The sequence below is a fragment of the Streptomyces sp. NPDC026515 genome (assembly GCF_055567595.1).
This window is the reverse complement of record NZ_JBVHQD010000003.1, coordinates 347,651-364,125: the sequence shown is the minus strand read 5'-3', so window position 1 is coordinate 364,125 and position 16,475 is coordinate 347,651. Positions and strand designations below refer to the sequence as shown.

At 70.5% G+C, this 16,475-nt stretch carries 13 protein-coding genes and 1 pseudogene; 8 read left to right on the top strand and 6 right to left on the bottom strand.

What is annotated here, in order from left to right:
• Positions 1 to 210 precede the first annotated feature (210 nt).
• Together ACZ4O3_RS07730 and ACZ4O3_RS07725 are read left to right on the top strand one after the other, a co-directional pair.
• On the top strand, positions 211 to 1,257 hold the full coding sequence (locus tag ACZ4O3_RS07730) for a glycoside hydrolase family 19 protein (protein WP_362713671.1): 1,047 nt from the start codon (positions 211 to 213) through the stop codon (positions 1,255 to 1,257).
• A 274-nt stretch (positions 1,258 to 1,531) separates the two neighbouring features.
• Positions 1,532 to 2,336: pseudogene (locus ACZ4O3_RS07725) on the top strand (SCO6745 family protein).
• Between the two features lie 137 nt (positions 2,337 to 2,473).
• Here ACZ4O3_RS07725 and ACZ4O3_RS07720 read toward each other — a convergent pair.
• A complete protein-coding gene (locus ACZ4O3_RS07720) occupies positions 2,474 to 3,064 on the bottom strand; it encodes a TetR/AcrR family transcriptional regulator (protein WP_467721667.1) in 591 nt (196 codons plus the stop codon).
• Positions 3,065 to 3,299: 235 nt separating this feature from the next.
• Here ACZ4O3_RS07720 and ACZ4O3_RS07715 point away from each other — a divergent pair, with 235 nt between their 5' ends.
• From ACZ4O3_RS07715 to ACZ4O3_RS07705, 3 genes are all read left to right on the top strand, one after another.
• Positions 3,300 to 4,277: an alpha/beta fold hydrolase gene (locus ACZ4O3_RS07715; protein WP_467721571.1), complete on the top strand. Its 978-nt coding sequence runs from the start codon at positions 3,300 to 3,302 to the stop codon at positions 4,275 to 4,277.
• Positions 4,278 to 4,449: 172 nt separating this feature from the next.
• Positions 4,450 to 4,824: a hypothetical protein gene (locus ACZ4O3_RS07710; RefSeq protein WP_362713673.1), complete on the top strand. Its 375-nt coding sequence runs from the start codon at positions 4,450 to 4,452 to the stop codon at positions 4,822 to 4,824.
• Positions 4,825 to 5,024: 200 nt separating this feature from the next.
• The gene (locus ACZ4O3_RS07705) at positions 5,025 to 5,393 is read left to right on the top strand and encodes an ArsR/SmtB family transcription factor (protein ID WP_362713675.1); all 369 of its coding nucleotides are present in this window, start codon (positions 5,025 to 5,027) and stop codon (positions 5,391 to 5,393) included.
• 73 nt (positions 5,394 to 5,466) lie between these two features.
• Here the strand turns inward: ACZ4O3_RS07705 and ACZ4O3_RS07700 are convergent, their stop codons facing one another.
• The 5 genes from ACZ4O3_RS07700 to ACZ4O3_RS07680 all read right to left on the bottom strand — a co-directional run bounded on the left by ACZ4O3_RS07700 (position 5,467) and on the right by ACZ4O3_RS07680 (position 13,201).
• On the bottom strand, positions 5,467 to 6,735 hold the full coding sequence (locus ACZ4O3_RS07700) for an SGNH/GDSL hydrolase family protein (protein ID WP_362713677.1): 1,269 nt from the start codon (positions 6,733 to 6,735) through the stop codon (positions 5,467 to 5,469).
• Positions 6,736 to 6,797: 62 nt separating this feature from the next.
• Positions 6,798 to 9,200, bottom strand: a complete 2,403-nt coding sequence (locus ACZ4O3_RS07695) for a hypothetical protein (protein ID WP_467721570.1) — start codon at positions 9,198 to 9,200, stop codon at positions 6,798 to 6,800.
• 545 nt (positions 9,201 to 9,745) lie between these two features.
• Positions 9,746 to 10,708, bottom strand: a complete 963-nt coding sequence (locus tag ACZ4O3_RS07690; RefSeq protein ID WP_467721569.1) for an electron transfer flavoprotein subunit alpha/FixB family protein — start codon at positions 10,706 to 10,708, stop codon at positions 9,746 to 9,748.
• 58 nt (positions 10,709 to 10,766) lie between these two features.
• Positions 10,767 to 11,558: an electron transfer flavoprotein subunit beta/FixA family protein gene (locus tag ACZ4O3_RS07685; protein WP_467721568.1), complete on the bottom strand. Its 792-nt coding sequence runs from the start codon at positions 11,556 to 11,558 to the stop codon at positions 10,767 to 10,769.
• 101 nt (positions 11,559 to 11,659) lie between these two features.
• A complete protein-coding gene (locus ACZ4O3_RS07680; RefSeq protein WP_467721567.1) occupies positions 11,660 to 13,201 on the bottom strand; it encodes a 3-hydroxyacyl-CoA dehydrogenase in 1,542 nt (513 codons plus the stop codon).
• Positions 13,202 to 13,676: 475 nt separating this feature from the next.
• On the opposite strand from ACZ4O3_RS07680, the gene ACZ4O3_RS07675 reads away from it, so the two are divergent.
• From ACZ4O3_RS07675 to ACZ4O3_RS07665, 3 genes are all read left to right on the top strand, one after another.
• Positions 13,677 to 14,579, top strand: coding sequence for a LysR family transcriptional regulator (locus tag ACZ4O3_RS07675; protein ID WP_121418689.1), 903 nt, complete (start codon positions 13,677 to 13,679; stop codon positions 14,577 to 14,579).
• Positions 14,580 to 14,696: 117 nt separating this feature from the next.
• Positions 14,697 to 15,920 (top strand): acetyl-CoA C-acetyltransferase, encoded by a 1,224-nt coding sequence (locus ACZ4O3_RS07670; RefSeq protein WP_467721566.1) that lies wholly within the window; start codon positions 14,697 to 14,699, stop codon positions 15,918 to 15,920.
• 84 nt (positions 15,921 to 16,004) lie between these two features.
• Positions 16,005 to 16,463 (top strand): MaoC family dehydratase, encoded by a 459-nt coding sequence (locus tag ACZ4O3_RS07665; protein WP_467721565.1) that lies wholly within the window; start codon positions 16,005 to 16,007, stop codon positions 16,461 to 16,463.
• Positions 16,464 to 16,475: the final 12 nt, after the last annotated feature.

Below are 16,475 nucleotides of genomic sequence, written 5' to 3'. Positions count from 1 at the left end.
CCACCGGCTGTCCGCCGCGCCGCTTGCGCCGGGCCGCGGCCGGGGAAGCAACTCTTGCTCACGTCCTGGCAAATACCCTCCCCCTGCTCTTGACTGGTCTGGACCAATCAGGCTTTGCTGCTGAAGCCACCACTCACCCCCCTACCTCTGGAGTGGCAGATGAGCACAACCATGCCCAGCAGGCAGCAGAGATCCAGCTATGGCAGGTACATGGCAGTCGTACTGACCGTCCTGGCCTGCCTCCTCAGCGCGTTCACCGTCCTCGGTACCGCGAGCCCGGCGGCCGCGGCGGACTGCGCTGCGGCGTGGAACTCCGGCTCGGTCTACACCGGCGGCATGACCGCCTCCTACAACGGCCACAACTGGCAGGCCAAGTGGTGGACACAGGGTGAGACACCCGGCGCGGCCGACGTCTGGGCCGACCAAGGAGCCTGCGGTGGCTCCAGTGGCGGAGGCACCGGCGGCAGCTGCAACTACCCCGCATGGGCGGCCGGGCAGTCCTATGCGACCGGTGCCATCGTGCGGTACACCCCCAACGGCCAGTACTACATCGCCACCCACGACAACCCCGGATACGACCCCACCATCAGCACCTGGTACTGGTCCCCCTACACCTGCACCGGAGGCTCCGGCGGAGGCGGCACGGGCGGATTCGTGGTCAGCGAGGCCCAGTTCAACCAGATGTTCCCGAGCAGGAACTCCTTCTACACCTACAGCGGCCTGGTGGCCGCGCTCAGCGCCTACCCCGGCTTCACCACCACCGGCAGCGCCACCGTGCAGAAGCAGGAGGCCGCGGCGTTCCTGGCCAACGTCGACCACGAGACCGGGGGCCTGGTCTACATCAACGAGGTCGACCAGTCCGGGAACTACTGCGCGAGCGAGCCGTACGGCTGCCCCGCCGGCACGTACTCCTACTACGGACGCGGCCCGATGCAGCTCAGCTGGAACTTCAACTACAAGGCGGCCGGCGACGCCCTCGGCATCGACCTGCTCGACAACCCGGGCCTGGTTGCCTCGGACCCGGCAGTCTCCTGGAAGACCGGCCTCTGGTACTGGAACACGCAGACCGGCCCCGGCACGATGACCGGACACAACGCCATGGTCAACGGCGCGGGCTTCGGCGAGACCATCCGCAGCATCAACGGCAGCATCGAGTGCAACGGCGGCAACACCGCCGAGATGCAGGACCGCGTCAACGACTACGTCTCCTTCACCTCCATCCTCGGCGTCCCGACAGGCTCCAACCTCACCTGCTGAGCGGGGTGGCACCGCACGACGGCGAAGCTCCCGGCAGAGGGGATGCCCAAGAGGAACACTCCCTCCTGCCAGGAGCCTCGCGCACTCGCGAGCCCGGTGACGTCACCCGCCCTGCGGCCGGCATCTCGTCGGCAACCGGGCGGGTGCAGGGCGGTAGTCGATCGGGCCGCCCTTCGATAGCATACCGACCAGACGGTACGCCTGGTCTGTCCACGCGCCGCCGTGTGCTCGATGAACCGCACCATCTCATCCACCACAGGACGGCGAACCGCTCATGACGCAGAACACGGAGCGCGACAGTCCGGCCCTCGCTCGCCAGACCTGGAGAATCCTCGAGCCCTACCACGGAGCCGTCTACTTCTCGCCCGAAGCCGCAGGTCAGTACGCCGAGTTGGGCGTGGACCCGAGGCGAAGTGGTGCGCCAGGCCATGTCCGCGGCCCGAAAGGCCGCCCCGCCGCACCGGTTCGCCGCCGCCCGACTCACCGGGATCGACGCCACGCTCCGCCGCGTCCTCGGCCCGGACGTCTCCTCACCGGAAATGATCCGAGCGGCGGAACTGGCCCGCACCGCTGCCGAAGCGGCCGTGCGTCATCCGCACGGGCGCCCCCTCTTCGCCGCGCACGCCGCACTGCCGTGGCCGAGCACACCCCACCTCGCGCTCTGGCACGCGCAGACGCTGCTGCGGGAGTTCCGTGGCGACGGTCACGTGGCGGCACTGCTGACTGCCGGACTGAGCGGGCTCGAGGCGCTCGTCACGCATGCCGCCACGGGCGGCATCGGCGCGGCGGTGCTGCGCGACTCGCGGGCATGGTCGCCGGGGCAGTGGGGACAGGCCGTGCAGGCCCTGCGCGAGCGTGGGTGGCTCGACGACGGACCCCACCTCGCCTTGACCGAGGACGGCGTGCGGCGCAGGGCCGAGATCGAGCACACGACCGACAGGCTGGCCGCGTTCCCCTACCTCGCGCTCGGTCCTGCCGCCTGCGCCGAACTTCGTTCGCTGGCCCGGCCGTTCAGTCTCGCGCTGGCGAGGGAACTCCTGCCGTGGGCAGTCGACCGCCTGGGCGAAGAGAGCGCATGAGACAGGGGCCCGAGGTCGGGAACCCTCGACGGCGCAGAAACCGGCGCCGGCCCCGGGGGCTGTGCCCGTATCGAGGTCGACACCTGCGGCCACCCCCTGCCATCCAGCAGAACCAGAGCCGGAACCTGACGAAGCTCTCAGCCGGTCGCGCGCAGCGCGTGCGAGAGCGCGTCCAGCGTCACCCCCACCACCGCCCGAAGCTGCGCCGGGCTCGCCCCGGCTCTGCTCATGACGGCGAGAGACTGGTTCACCGCCGCCGCGTGTTCGGCGAAGGCCGCGGCGGCCTGGTCGGTCAGTCGCCCGGCCTTCAGCGCGGCGCGCAGGCGCGAACGCTGGAAGCCGAGCGCCTCCTTGGCGTGCGCCGCGACGGCCGGGGTCAGCACCGGGATCGCCATGGTCGACTGGGCGATCAGGCATCCATCGGGCAGCTCGGGATCGGCGATGCGGCCGAGGGTGACTTCGAAGAACGCGCGCACAGCAGCGACGGGTTCCGAGGCCGCAGACGCCAGGGCGGCGTCGTACTTGTCGCCGTAGCGCGTGGTGTAGCGATCCAGGCAGCGCAGGAAGAGCGTGTCCTTGTCGCCGAGCGAGGAGTAGATGGAGCTGCGGTTCAGGCCGGTCGCCCGTGACAGGTCGTCCACCGAGGTGTCGGCGTAGCCGGCGCGCCAGAACTGGATCATCGCGGCATCGAGTGCCGTGTCCATGTCGAACTGCTTCCTGCCTGCCACGTGGCACTTCCTTTGCGGTGCGTCGATGTCCATGAGCTGCGCTGCACGCCATCCTATCTTGAACTGAATGGTTCAAGATGTGTTAGGTTGAAGACGTGATCACGACCGTGGGCAGGTCTTCAGCAGTCTCGGTGTCATCGGGGCGGCCCTGCCGACGGAGGTCGCCCCGGCGCCGACCCGGTCCGGCCAAGGAGCGTCGCACCCACCGAGCAGCCCCCACCCCTGGAGGACTACCGTGACCGACCATGCGACCGGCCGTCAGCGTGTCACCGAAGCCGGACCCGTCCGCGGCCTGCCCCTGCTCGACCTCGACGGGTTCACCCACCGCTGGGTCGACGCGGACGACGTCCGCCTCCATGCCGTCGAGGGCGGCCGGCCGGCAGGCCCCGCCGTCGTCCTGCTCGCCGGGTTTCCGCAGACCTGGCAGGCCTGGCGAAAGGTCATGCCCACCCTCGCCGACCGGTTCCGCGTCATCGCGATCGACCTGCCGGGTCAGGGTCACTCCGAGCGCCCGGAGCGCGGCTACGACACCCACACGGTCGCCGCCCACGTCCACGCCGCCGTCAAGGCACTCGGGGTGTCGGACTACTGGCTGGCCGCCCACGACGTAGGCGCCTGGGTCGCCTTCTCCCTCGCCCTCGACCACGAGAGCCACCTGCACGGGGTCGCCCTGCTCGACGCCGGAATCCCCGGCATCACCCTCCCGGATGCGATTCCCACCGACCCGGCCCGGGCGTGGAAGACCTGGCATTTCGCCTTCCACCTCATGCCCGACCTGCCCGAGACGCTGCTCACCGGCCGCGAACGGGACTACGTCGCGTGGTTCCTGAAGGTGAAGACCCTCGCTCCCGGCACGTTCGACGACGCCGACCTCGACCACTATGCGGCGGCCCTCGCCGCCGACGGCGGTCTCCGCGCCTCCCTCGCCTACTACCGGGACGCCGCCGAGTCCGCGCGCAGGAACCACCAGGCGCTCAACCGGCGGCACCTGACCGTGCCCGTCCTCGGAATCTCCAGCAGCCACGGCTCCGTCCCCGACATGGCGGCCTCCATCAGCCCGTGGGCCGAGAACACCACCGGAGTGGTCGTCCCCGACGCCGGGCACTTCATCCCCGATGAGCAGCCCGAAGCCGTCGCCGCCGCCATAGCCGGATTCATCGACGGCAGCGGCCGGGGCACCGGCGCCGTCGGTCATCAACGGCGCCTGCAGTGACCTGATCAGTTTCCGTCGCCCGAACGGACCGAGGGCGCAGGGCTTCGGTCATCATGCGTCAGCCCCGAAGACACCGTCCCTGGTTCGCGCGCCCCGGCCTACGGTCCGTGCATGGGACGAGGCCGTGACAACCGGTCCCGTCGCCACCGACATCCAAAGGGGAGGCGCCGTCATGGCGAGCGTGGAAGTGTCACTGAAGGAAATGATGACCGCCGTCGAGGGATCACTGGGGGCCGCGGTCGTCGACTACACCACCGGCATGGCCCTGGGGACGCTGGGTGGGGGCAAGGGCCTCGACCTGACGATCGCCGCGGCCGGGAACACGGACGTCATCAGGGCCAAGGTACGCACGATGGACGAGTTGGGCCTCAAGAGCCGGATCGAGGACATCCTGATCACACTCGAGAAGCAGTATCACCTCATCCGTCTGATCACCGGCCGCAACGGGAACGGCCTCTTCCTGTATCTGGTTCTCGACAAGGAGCGCTCGAACCTGGCCATGGCCCGTCACCAACTCAGGCGGGTGGAGGAACAGCTCGAGGTCTAGCGCCACTCCAGAACACCGGGTTTAGTGCGCCCACGATGTGAAGACTTCTGCAAGTCACCACATCAGCATGATCCCAACTCATGTCTGCACACGGCCTCGGAAGGCAAGGATCGGCTGTGCAGGGCCGATGCGGCGGCGTCGCGAGGCGCCGCCGCACCCAGACATCCCCTACAGACCCGACCGGCAGAGAGCGAGCGGTCATGCAAGTCCCCCTCTACCAGGCCAAGGCAGACTTCTTCCGCATGCTCGGGCACCCCGTACGGATCAGGGTCCTTGAACTGCTCCAGTACGGTCCCGTCCCGGTACGGGACCTTCTCGCCGACATCGAGATCGAACCGTCCAGCCTCTCGCAGCAGCTGGCCGTCCTGCGCCGGTCCGGCATCGTGATCTCCATCCGGGAGGGATCCAGCGTCAGTTACGCGCTGGCCGGCGGCGACGTCGCCGAACTCCTCCGCGCCGCCCGTCGCATCCTCACCGAACTCCTCGACGGGCAGAACGTGCTCCTCGCGGAACTCCGGCAGGCCGACGCGTCCGCCGCCCCGCCCCTGCCCGCCAACAACCGCGGCTGACCGGCACCGCGGGGTGCCGGTCGGGCCTTGTGGAGGCGGAATCCGAAACGGGTCACCGCCGGAGAGGGGACGGTCACGTCAGCAGGGAGAGGTCGACCGCGTTGGCCAGCGCCTGCATGCCGGCCTCGTTGGGGTGGATGTGGTCGCCCGAGTCGTAGGCCGGGTTGAGGGCGGCGGGGTCGGCCGGGTCGGCGGCGGCCTTGGCGAAGTCCACCACCCCGTCGAAGGCCCCGCTGGTGCGGATCCACTGGTTGGCCGCCTGGCGGATCGCCTCCGCGGAGTCGCTGTAGTAGCCGTTGCCCTTGTCGGGCAGCATGGTGCCGCCGATGATCCGGACTCCCGCGGCGTGCGCCTGCCGGATCAGGTCGCGGTAGCCGTCGATCAGGTCCTGCGCGGTCAGTGGCGCGCCGCCGGGACCGGCGTTGTTGCCGATGTCGTTGATGCCCTCCAAGAGGATCACGTCCCTGACGCCTGGCTGGCCGAGCGCGTCATGGGCGAAGCGCTTGGTGGCGCTGACGCCCTGCCAGATGTTGGGGACGTCCGTCAGGACGCGGTTGCCGCCGATACCGGCGTCCACGACGCCCATCGGGCTGGTGGCGGCCAACCGCCGGGCCAGGTCGTCGGGCCAGCGGCGGTAGGCCCCCGCCGGGGTGTTGTAACCGTCGGTTATCGAGTCGCCGAAGGCCACCACGGTGCCGCGGGCGTGCGTCGGGACCACGTCGATCCCGGACAGGTAGTACCAGGAGGTTCTCGCCGCGACGTAGGACGCGTCGGAGGTCTCGGCGGTGTGGTCGCCCGGCGTCGACAGGTAGCTGGTGTCGAAGGCGTCGGAGTGCCAGGTGGCGGAACTGGTCGCATGGGGCAGGTAGATGCTGATCAGGATGCTCTGGTCGGCCTTGACGTGCATGGCCACCGGGTCGCTGACCACTTCCCCGCCGGTGGGGACGGTCACGGACCGCCGGCGGTCGAAGGTGACCGGGAGCAGCGACCGGGCGACCGCCGTAGCCCGGTCGGCCTGCGCGCCGATGGTGACGTGTGCCACCGACAGCGGGATCGTGCCGCGCAGGTTGGACAGGTGGATGCGCAGTGCGTCGCCGTCGACGGTGGAGTGGGCGACCATCCGTATGGTCTGGTCGTTGAAGTTCGGTCCGCCGACCGTCATGCTCGGCGACCAGGCCGCGACCCGCCGGTCCTGAGACGCCTGGGCGTGCGAGGCGGTGGACGCGGTTGCCGGGGAGTCGGCCGTGCGGCCTACGGCGAGTTGCGCGCCGGCGAGCAGTGCGACGACCGCGGCGGGTGCCGTCAGCACGGTGAGCAGTTTACGTCTGGGTGCGGCAAGCATGGGTGTTTCCTTTCTCCCGGCGCATGGCCGGCCCGGTGGCGGTGAGTTGCCTGTGACCGCGGTCAGTCGAGGGTGAAGCCGTCCACCAGGAGGTAGTCGCCGCCGGCCTTGGTGAGAGTCAGGGTGTGCGTGCCGGCCGGCAGGTTCGAGACCGTGTACACGCTCTGCTGGGCGTGCCGTTGCGGGGTGTTCGCGCTGACGGTCTCCTTGGAGTGGCCGTCCAGCGTGACGGCGATGTCGCCTTCGTCGGAGTTCGTCTCGGTGAGGAAGCTGATGCCGGTGCCGGTGAAGGTGATCGTGGCGGCGGCGCCGTCGTGCTGCGCGTAGTGCACCCCGTTGTCGAGGTCGCCGTAACCGCGGGAACCGCTGGAGGACCAGTTGCCGGTGTACGAGATCCGCAGGTCGTCGTCGTCGACGGTGCGGCCGGGCAGGATGCCGGGGCCGGCGGCGTCGACGATGGCCCTGGCCGCCGGCGGCCAGTTCCCGTCCGTCACCACGGTGGCCTGCTCGAACGAGATGTCGGTGCCGCTGTTGTTGTAGGAGGCGGTGTCGCTGTAGTTGTCGTGGATCGAGTCGTCGTGGATGCTCGGCGTCCACAGGTTCGTCCAGAGCGACCCGTTGGCGAAGCGCACGACGTTGTCGTGGGTGTTCCACATCGAGCTGCCCTCGTCGTGGTAGATCATGTTGCAGCCGTCGATGCACTCCGACAGCACGTTGCCGGCGAATTCCGAGGGTGCGGACTGGCCGCCGAGGGTGTAGATCGGACCGCCGTCGAAGAGCGCGCCCATCACGCTGTGCACGTGGTTGCCGAGGATCTTGTTGCCGCCGGCGTACGTGGTGCCGTGCAGGCAGGGGTCGGGCAGACCTTGCTTGGCCTGCAGGGTGCAGTTCGACGCCCATCCCCAGCCCCAGCCGATGGACATGCCGGAGTACGGGGTGTAACCGACGTCGTTGTGGGAGACGGTCGTCGCCCTGCTGTGGCCGACCCAGACGCCGACCGCGTCCTGGTACTCCTGGCCGGGGAACTGCACGGTGTTGCCCGAGACGGTGTTGCCGCTCGTCATCAGGGCGGGGTCGGTCTGGTAGTAGTCGTCCACCTCGCCGACCGAGACACCGCTGCCGGAAGTGTCGGTGACGGAGCTGTCCTCGATCGTGGAGTCCTGTGTCTGGTCGGCCAGGTCGATGCCGCTGGTCCCGGTGTGCTGGACCACGTCGCCGGAGAAGGAGATCCGTTTGCCCCGGTGCACCTGGACCGCCGCGGGGATACGGATCGGGGTGCGGGTCGCCGGGTCCCAGAGCACCCCGGCCTGGTTGTCCACGTAGCCCTCGGCGGACGGGGCGTTCCATGTGGTGTAGGCGAAGGTCAGTCCGGAGAAGACGATGTCGTGCACGGGTGCCACGACGTCGGGGATCACGGTGAATCCGTCGACGAGCAGGTAGGTGCCGCCGGTCTTGACCAGACGCAGGGTGTGCTTGCCCTTCGGGAGTCCGGTGACGGAGACCATGGCCTGCTGGGCCAGCCGCTCCGGGCCGTCGCCGGAGACCGTCGAGACCTTCTTCCCGTCGATGTACACGTCCGCGGTGCCCTCGTCGGAGTTGGTCTCCGACAGCACCTGGATCCCGGTGCCGGTGAAGGTGTAGCTGACCGCGTCGCCGTTGCCGGAGGTGTAGTGCACGTCCGCGTTCAGGTCGCCGAGGTGCCGGCCGTCGGAGTAGCCCCAGTTGCCGGTGTAGGTCGCCCGCCAGTCGGTGTCGTTGACCGGGGCCAGGTGTCCCGGGGTGCCCGAGGCGTCGACGAGTTCGGGCGCCACCGGCAGTTCGACGTCCGCCGTCGCCAGGTTCTCGCCCGCGCGTGGCACGTAGTAGAGGTACCCGGCGTTCTCGTCGAGATAGAACTGGCCTGGTGTGCCGAGGAGTTGGTAGGCGTTCTCCAGCCAGGTGATGCCGTCCATCGACGGCAGTCCGGCGCCGTTGAAGGGAAAGCTCGGGTTGGGCACCGCGTTGTGGTTGTTGTTCCAGCAACCGGGATCCACGGTGAGGTCCGAGCCGCCGTGCGCGGAGCGGGTGATGGACGCCAGCGGGCAACGCATCTGCTTCCAGCCGCTGTTGTGCACGACCTCGACCTGCGCGGGGTTCGTCCACGCGGTGTACGAGGCGTCAGCGGTGGTGAAGCCGGTCGCGGTCACGGAGAACCCCGACGGGTTGCGCGTCCCGCGGGCGCGGTCGGCGCGCTTCCCGTCGACGAACAACTCCCGACTGGTGATGCCTGCGGGCACCTTGGCCCGGTAGATGTTCTTCGCCGCGTCGACGCGCGCGAAGCCGGTGATCCGGGTCGCGCCGCTGAGCACCGGCGTCTGCCCCGCGGCCGCCCGGTACACCACCGGGTGGCCGGGCCGGCCGGAGTTCTGGACGCCCAGCCGGAAGGGAGCGGTGAGCCGGTAGGTCCCGCCGTCCAGTTCGACCACGACATCGCCCGGGGCCTGCGGGACGAGAGATCTCGCACGGTCGCGAGCGGTCTCGAGACTGCACGGATTCCGGTCACTGCACGCCGAACCGCGCCCGTCTGGCGCGACATGCAGAGTGTCCGCCGCGTGGGCGGACGCGTCGGCGGCGACGGCTTCGGGCGGGCCGCCGGTGAAACCCAGACAGGCCACGGCGGCAGCAAGGCACGCGGCGACAATGGTGCGCATAGTCGATCTCCCACAGGACGAGCGAAGGCTCAGACATCCGATGAATGTACGGAACCATGTCGCCAAGTCCTAGACCTGGGACGGAATTTGTATGTCGACATCCGACCTGTCTCGGAGCGAGTCCGGAAACGCGGCGGTGTTCACCGGCTTCGACGACTTCTCCGCTCCGGGCGTCCGTGCGCTTGGGGGCAGCCCGAAGGCACTGACATCGATGTGCGGTGTCGCTGTCAGTGCCTTCGGGGGTTCAGGGGGCTGGGGCGAACGGGAGGGGTTCCCCTTGGTGTCATAGGCCCGCGCGCGGTGCGCGGGTCTCGACGCGATCAGGCCTTGCGGGCCCGGATCTCCTCGGTGAGACGGGGCACGACCTCGAACAGGTCGCCGACCACGCCGTAGTCGGCCAGGTCGAAGATCGGTGCCTCGGCGTCCTTGTTGATCGCCACGATCGTCTTCGAGGTCTGCATGCCGGCCCGGTGCTGGATCGCGCCCGAGATACCCGCCGCGACGTACAGCTGCGGCGACACGCTCTTGCCCGTCTGGCCGATCTGGTGCGCGTGCGGATACCAGCCGGAGTCGACGGCCGCGCGGGACGCGCCCACCGCCGCGCCGAGCGAATCGGCCAGGGCTTCGATGATCCGGAAGTTCTCCGCGCCGTTGACACCGCGGCCACCGGCGACGACGGTCTCCGCCTCCGTCAGCTCCGGGCGTCCCGTCGACTCGCGCCGGGTCCGCGAGGTGATCCTGGTGCCCGTCGCCCGGTCCGCGAAGACCACCGCCAGCTCCTCGACCGTGCCGGCGGCCGGGGCGGCCTCCACCGGGGCCGAGTTGGGCTTGACGGTGATGACCGCGACGTCCCGGGTCACGCGCGAGCGGGTGGTGAAGGCCGCGGCGAACGCCGACTGCGTGGTGACCAGGCCGTCGGGGCCCGCCTCGACGTCGACGGCGTCGGTGACCAGGCCGGCGCCGACGCGCAGCGCCAGGCGGGCGGCGATCTCCTTGGACTCGGCCGAGGACGGCAGGAGGACCACGGCCGGGGAGACGGCGGCGCAGGCGGCCTGCAACGCGTCGGCCTTGGGGGCCACCAGGTAGTCGGAGTACTCGGGGGCGTCGTGCGCGAGGATCCTGACCGCGCCGTGGTCGCCCAGGATCTCGGCGGCGGCCTGCGCGCCGGCGCCGAGATGCACGGCGACCGGCTCGCCCAGGCGGCGGGCGAGTGTGAGCAGTTCGAGGGTGGGTTTGCGCACCGCTCCGTCGACGTGGTCGACGTACACGAGGATGTGGGTCATGGACGTGTCTCCTGCGGATGAAGAAGAAGGACGTGGACGGGTGGGCGTCGGCCCGGGCTCAGATGTACTTCCGGGCCGCCAGGAACTCCGCGAGCTGCTTGCCGCCCTCGCCCTCGTCCTCGTCCTGGACGATCGTGCCCGCGGTGCGGGCCGGGCGCTCGGCCACCGCCGCCACCGCGGTCCAGGCGCCCTTGGGTCCCACCTCCTCGGGGTCGATGCCGAGGTCCGACAGGTCCAGGGAGTCCACCGGCTTCTTCTTGGCCGCCATGATGCCCTTGAACGACGGGTAACGGGCCTCACCGGACTGGTCGGTCACCGACACGACCGCCGGCAGGGACGCCTGAAGCCGCTCGGACGCCGCGTCGCTGTCCCGGCGGCCCGTGACCTGACCGCCGGCCACCGAGACCTCGGACAGCAGGGTGGCCTGCGGGACGGCCAGGCGCTCGGCCAGCAGCGCGGGCAGGACCCCCATGGCGCCGTCCGTGGAGGCCATGCCGCAGACGACGAGGTCGTAGCCGATGTGCTCGATGGCCTTGGCGAGCACGAGCGAGGTGCCCAGCACGTCCGTGCCGTGCAGGCCGTCGTCCTCCACGTGGACGGCGCGGTCGGCGCCCATGGACAGTGCCTTGCGCAGCGCCTCCCTGGCGTCCTCGGGACCCACCGTCAGTACGGTGATCTCCGCGTCGTCCGACTCGTCGGCGATCCGGAGGGCCTGCTCGACCGCGTACTCGTCGAGTTCCGAGAGAAGTCCGTCGACGTCTTCGCGGGCGACCGTCGAGTCGTCGGCGAAGTGCCGGTCGCCTGTCGCGTCGGGCACGTATTTCACGCAGACGGTGATCCTCAGGGTCATGACTGTTCTTCCTTCGCTCGTGCGTTGTCGTGCGATTCGTTCGTCGTGCCGGGGCGCTCGCCCCGGCGATGCGTTCCCGGAAGCGGGAGGGGGCGCGTGCCTCAGGCGTCGGCGACCGGCGGGACGGCGCCCGGTTCGGTGAGCGGCAGGCCGAGATGCGCGCGCTCGGTGACCCAGCGGGTCGGCCGGTAGCGGGGGTCACCGGTGCTGCGGTGGAGCCCTTCCTGGAGGGCGAGCAGGCGCCGGGCCCCGATCCGGTCGCCCCAGGCCAACGGACCGACCGGGTACCCGAGTCCCGCCATGACGGCGAGGTCGATGTCGCCGGGGGCCGCGAGGGAACGCTCCGCGACGGAGGCCGCCACCGAGATGATCGACGCCAGCACCCGCTGGGCGACCGAGCCCGCCGTGTCGCGCACGACGGACACCGGGACGGCCTCTGCACCGCCGGCCGCCCGTGCCAGCACCGCGCGCGCGTCGCGCACCGCGGTCCCGTCGGACGCCGGGGTCATGGCCAGCACCCGGCGACGGGCGGTGAGGGACAGGGGGTCGACGCCCAGGGTGCGCTCGGCCGGCAGGCCGCCCTCGGCGATCGCGGAGGCGACGGTCGTTCCCCAGACCGGGCACAGCACGAGAGCCTGCTCCGAGGGCGCGGACGCCTTTTCGAGGGCCGCCCCCGACTCGCTGAGCACCGTGCGCAGCGTGTCGCCGTCCCGGCCCTCGCCGGCGACCCACACCGGCCGGCCCGGATCGCCGGTGACGGGTTGTTCCGGCAGGTCGGCGGGGGCCGGGATGCCGGGGCCGTACGCGTAGAAGCCGCGCCCGGTCTTGCGGCCGTGCAGGCCCGCCGCCACCCGGTTGGGAGCGAGGTAGGAGGGGCGCAGCCGGTCGGAGTGCCGGAAGCCCTGCCAGATGGAGTCGGTCACCGCGGCGGTCACGTCCAGGCCGGTGAGGTCCATCAGCTCGAAGGGGCCCATGCGCAGTCCGAGTACGTCGCGGGCGATGCGGTCGATGCCCGTCGTGTCGCTGACGGACTCCTCCAACAGGGCGAACGCCTCGGTGATCAGGCCGCGGCCGACGTGGTTGATCAGGAAGCCGGGGGTGTCCGAGGCGACTACCGCGGCGTGTCCGGTGGCCTGGACCAGTTCGACGAGGGTCCGGGGGATCTCGGGGCGGGTCAGCGCGCCCGGAACGACCTCGACGATCCTCATCAGCGGCACGGGATTGAAGAAGTGCAGGCCGCAGAGGCGGGACGGATCAAGGAGTCCCGACGCGATCTGTGTCACGGGCAGCGAGGACGTGTTGGTCGCGAAGACCGTGCCCGCGGGCAGGATGTCCTCCAGCTGCCGGAACAGCTCCGTCTTGGTGGCCAGGTCCTCGCGGACCGCCTCGATGACCAGCCCCACGTCGTCGCCCGGCGCGGCCGGCGAGTCCACCGGCAGCAGCCGTGCCGAAGCGGCTCCGGCGGCCTCGTCGGTCATCCGCTGCTTCTGGGCGGCGCGTTCGAGCATGTGCTGGACGAAGACGACGGCCTCGCCGACGGCCTCCTGCCGCACATCGGCGAGTTCGACGGTGTGGCCGGCGACCGCCGCCCACTGGGCGATGCCGCGGCCCATGGCGCCCGCGCCGACAATCCTGATGCGCATGTGGATCTCGCCTCCCTCTCGGTTCTCGGATTTCCGCTCCCGCTCCGGTGGTGCGGGAGCTGGATCCGTTCTGCTGACCCGGCCGCTTCGGTCCGCGGCCGCCGGCGGATCGCCGGCACTCCGTGCCTCCCGTGCCCGGGCCCCGTTGACACCCGGCGTATCGCGGCCCGGGTGCGGTGACCACCCACCGCCGACGCACCCCGCGGGGCCCTGTCGCCCTGACCTCCCGACTCTGGGGAGACCGAAGTCCGCGCGAACGGCCGCCGTCCGAGGTGGACGGACGTGTCCGCCGGTGTGCCAGGCGGGAACGCCCGCCCCCAGACGCCAGGCCGGAGCTGCGCGGACCGGTTCGGCGGACGGCCTTACGCTGCCAGCCGTAATCCATTAATGTCCAATACTAAATGGCACACGCTTTAAGACGTTCATTCGATGAATGACCGGGATTCCTCCCGGAGTCGGAACAGTGGGAACCACCATGGAACTGCGCCGCCTGGTCGCCTTCGTAGCCGTCGCCGAGGAACTGCACTTCGGCCGTGCCGCCAAGCGGCTCCAGATGGCCCAGCCACCGCTGAGCCAGCAGATCCGGCAGTTGGAGAAGGAGCTGGGGGTCCAGCTCTTCGAGCGCAACACCCGCTCGGTCAGGCTCACCAGCGCCGGCCAGTCCTACCTGGAGCCGGTGCGTACCGTGCTCAAGGACCTCGACCTGGCCACCCGGGCAGCCAGGGCCGCCGGGCTGGGCCAGTACGGGCGCGTGACCGTGGGCTTCGCCGGCGCCTCCAGCCATGAGAGCCTGCCCCGGCTGACCCGGGCCGTCAGAGCCGTCCACCCCGGCATCGAGCTGGTCCTGAAGGGCCAGACCTACGCCAACGCGGCCCTGGCGGGCGTCGCGGAGGGCTCGCTGGACCTCGGTTTCGTCCGGCTCTCGGCAACTCCCCCGGGTGTGACACTGCGGGTCATCGGGGAGGAGGAGATGATCTGCGCGCTGCCCTCCTACCACCCCCTGGCCCAGCGCGATCGCATCCCGATCGCCGCCCTGGGCGAGGAGCCCTTCGTGAGTTTCCCCGCCAACGCCGGCTCCAGCCTGCGCGACGCCACCTTCCAGGTCTGCGACACGGCCGGGTTCACGCCGCGGGTGGTCCAGGAGGCTCCGGACTCCCACACCATCCTGGCGCTGGTGGCCGCCGGAGTCGGGGTGACGCTGACCCTGACGTCCTGCCTGCACGTCCAGCAGACCGGCCTGGTGTACCGCCCGCTGGCCGGGCCGCCCATCCGGCTCCAGGCGGCGCTGGCCTGGCGTACGGACAATCCCTCGGCCGCGCTGCACTCGGTCCTCACCGTGGCGGAGGAGGCGCTGCCGACCCCCACCCTGAGCACCTAGACGATTTCCGTCCGAGTCCGGCGTGAATCAGGTATTGGATCTTCTTGATGCCGGAGTGCGACGCTCGGTGGGAACGGTTCCGCCGTGGAGCTTCCCCCACCAGGGAAAGGCAGTCGCATGTCCGAACAAGCCGATGTCGTCATCTGCGAGCCGCTGCGCACACCGATCGGGCGCTTCGGCGGCGCGCTCGCGGACCAGCGTCCGGCCGGTCTCGTGGCGCTCGTCATCGCCGAGATCGTCGGCCGCACCGGGATCGATCCCGAGCGGATCGACGAGGTGATCCTGGGCCACGCCTACCCGACCTCCGACGCCCCCGCGATCGGCCGGGTCGCCGCCCTCGACGCGGGGCTGCCCGACTCGGTCACCGGCGTCCAGGTCGACCGCCGTTGCGGATCGGGCCTCCAGGCCGTCCTCGACGCCGCCATGCAGATCCGCAGCGGCTTCAGCGATGTCGTCGTCGCGGGCGGGGTGGACGTCATGAGCGCGGCCCCCTTCTACACCCACGACGGCCGGTGGGGTATCAGGACGCCGAGTCTCGAACTCCACGACTCCCTGGCGCGTGGCCGGGCCACCGCCGGCGGCGTCAACCACCCCGTTCCCGGGGGCATGATCGAGACCGCGGAGAACCTCCGCCGCGCCTACTCCATCTCCCGCGAGGACCAGGACACCCTCGCGGTGCGCTCCCAGCAGCGCACCGCTGCCGCCGTGGCGGCCGGGCTGTTCAAGGACGAGATCGTCCCCGTCACGGTGCGCACCCGCAAGGGTGAGGTCACCGTGGCGGAGGACGAACACCCCCGCCCCGGCACGACGGCGGAGCAACTGGCCGCACTCCGGCCGATCATGGGCAGGTCCGACCCGGAGGCGACCGTCACCGCGGGCAACGCCAGCGGTCAGAACGACGCGGCGGCCGCCTGCCTGGTGACCACCCGTGCCACGGCCGAGCGCCTGGGCCTGGCCCCGCTGGTGCGGCTGGTGTCCTTCGCCCGCGCCGGGGTGCCCGCCGAGACCATGGGGATCGGCCCGGTGCCGGCCACCCGGAAAGCCCTGGACAGGGCCGGTCTCACGCTCACCGACATGGGCCTGATCGAGCTCAACGAGGCCTTCGCCGCCCAGGTACTGGCCTGCACACGGGTGCTGGGTCTGACCGACGCCGACCACGAGCGGATCAACGTCAACGGCTCCGGCATCTCCCTCGGCCACCCCGTCGGGGCGACCGGCGCCCGGATCCTGGCCACCCTGGTGCGCGAGATGCACCGCAGGGGGACCCGCTACGGCCTGGAGACGATGTGCATCGGCGGAGGCCAGGGCCTGGCCGCGGTGTTCGAACGCATCACCGGCTGACGTCCCGCCGGACCGCGGGCACCGATCGGCCGATGACCGGCCGTCATCCAACCAGGAACTGAACCAAGGAAATCGGAGTCCATCGTGACACTGACCGCCAACGGCATACCGGAGATCGCGAAGCTGGCCGGCCGCGATCTCGGACACTCCGAGTGGAGGGAAGTCACTCAGGAGCTCATCGACGCCTTCGCGGCGGTCTCCGGCGACGGCCAGTGGATCCACACCGACGTCGAGCGCGCGGCCGCGGGCCCGTTCGGGCGCACGATCGCGCACGGCTACATGGTGCTCAGCTGGGGCATCCCCATGGTGGCGGAACTCCTCCAGGTCACCGGCGTGGGCATGGCCCTCAACTACGGTGTGAACAAGGTGCGTTTCCCCGCGCCCGTGCCGGTCGGCAGCAAGATCCGCCTGCACGCCGGGATCACCGAGGTGCGCGAGGTGAGCCGGGGCAGCATCCAGGTGCACCGCGCCTTCACCTTCGAACTCGAAGGATCCGACAAGCCCGCCTGCGTCGCGGAGTCCCTCACGCACTACTACCCGTAAAGAGAGCCATCC

What these genes read in the sequence shown, in the direction of transcription:
- ACZ4O3_RS07730 (WP_362713671.1), top strand. Translation starts at nt 211, where the DNA reads ATGGCAGTCGTACTGACCGTCCTGGCCTGCCTCCTCAGCGCGTTCACC.
- ACZ4O3_RS07710 (WP_362713673.1), top strand. Translation starts at nt 4,450, where the DNA reads ATGGCGAGCGTGGAAGTGTCACTGAAGGAAATGATGACCGCCGTCGAG.
- ACZ4O3_RS07705 (WP_362713675.1), top strand. Translation starts at nt 5,025, where the DNA reads ATGCAAGTCCCCCTCTACCAGGCCAAGGCAGACTTCTTCCGCATGCTC.
- ACZ4O3_RS07700 (WP_362713677.1), bottom strand. Translation starts at nt 6,735, where the DNA reads ATGCTTGCCGCACCCAGACGTAAACTGCTCACCGTGCTGACGGCACCC.
- ACZ4O3_RS07690 (WP_467721569.1), bottom strand. Translation starts at nt 10,708, where the DNA reads ATGACCCACATCCTCGTGTACGTCGACCACGTCGACGGAGCGGTGCGC.
- ACZ4O3_RS07685 (WP_467721568.1), bottom strand. Translation starts at nt 11,558, where the DNA reads ATGACCCTGAGGATCACCGTCTGCGTGAAATACGTGCCCGACGCGACA.
- ACZ4O3_RS07680 (WP_467721567.1), bottom strand. Translation starts at nt 13,201, where the DNA reads ATGCGCATCAGGATTGTCGGCGCGGGCGCCATGGGCCGCGGCATCGCC.
- ACZ4O3_RS07675 (WP_121418689.1), top strand. Translation starts at nt 13,677, where the DNA reads ATGGAACTGCGCCGCCTGGTCGCCTTCGTAGCCGTCGCCGAGGAACTG.
- ACZ4O3_RS07670 (WP_467721566.1), top strand. Translation starts at nt 14,697, where the DNA reads ATGTCCGAACAAGCCGATGTCGTCATCTGCGAGCCGCTGCGCACACCG.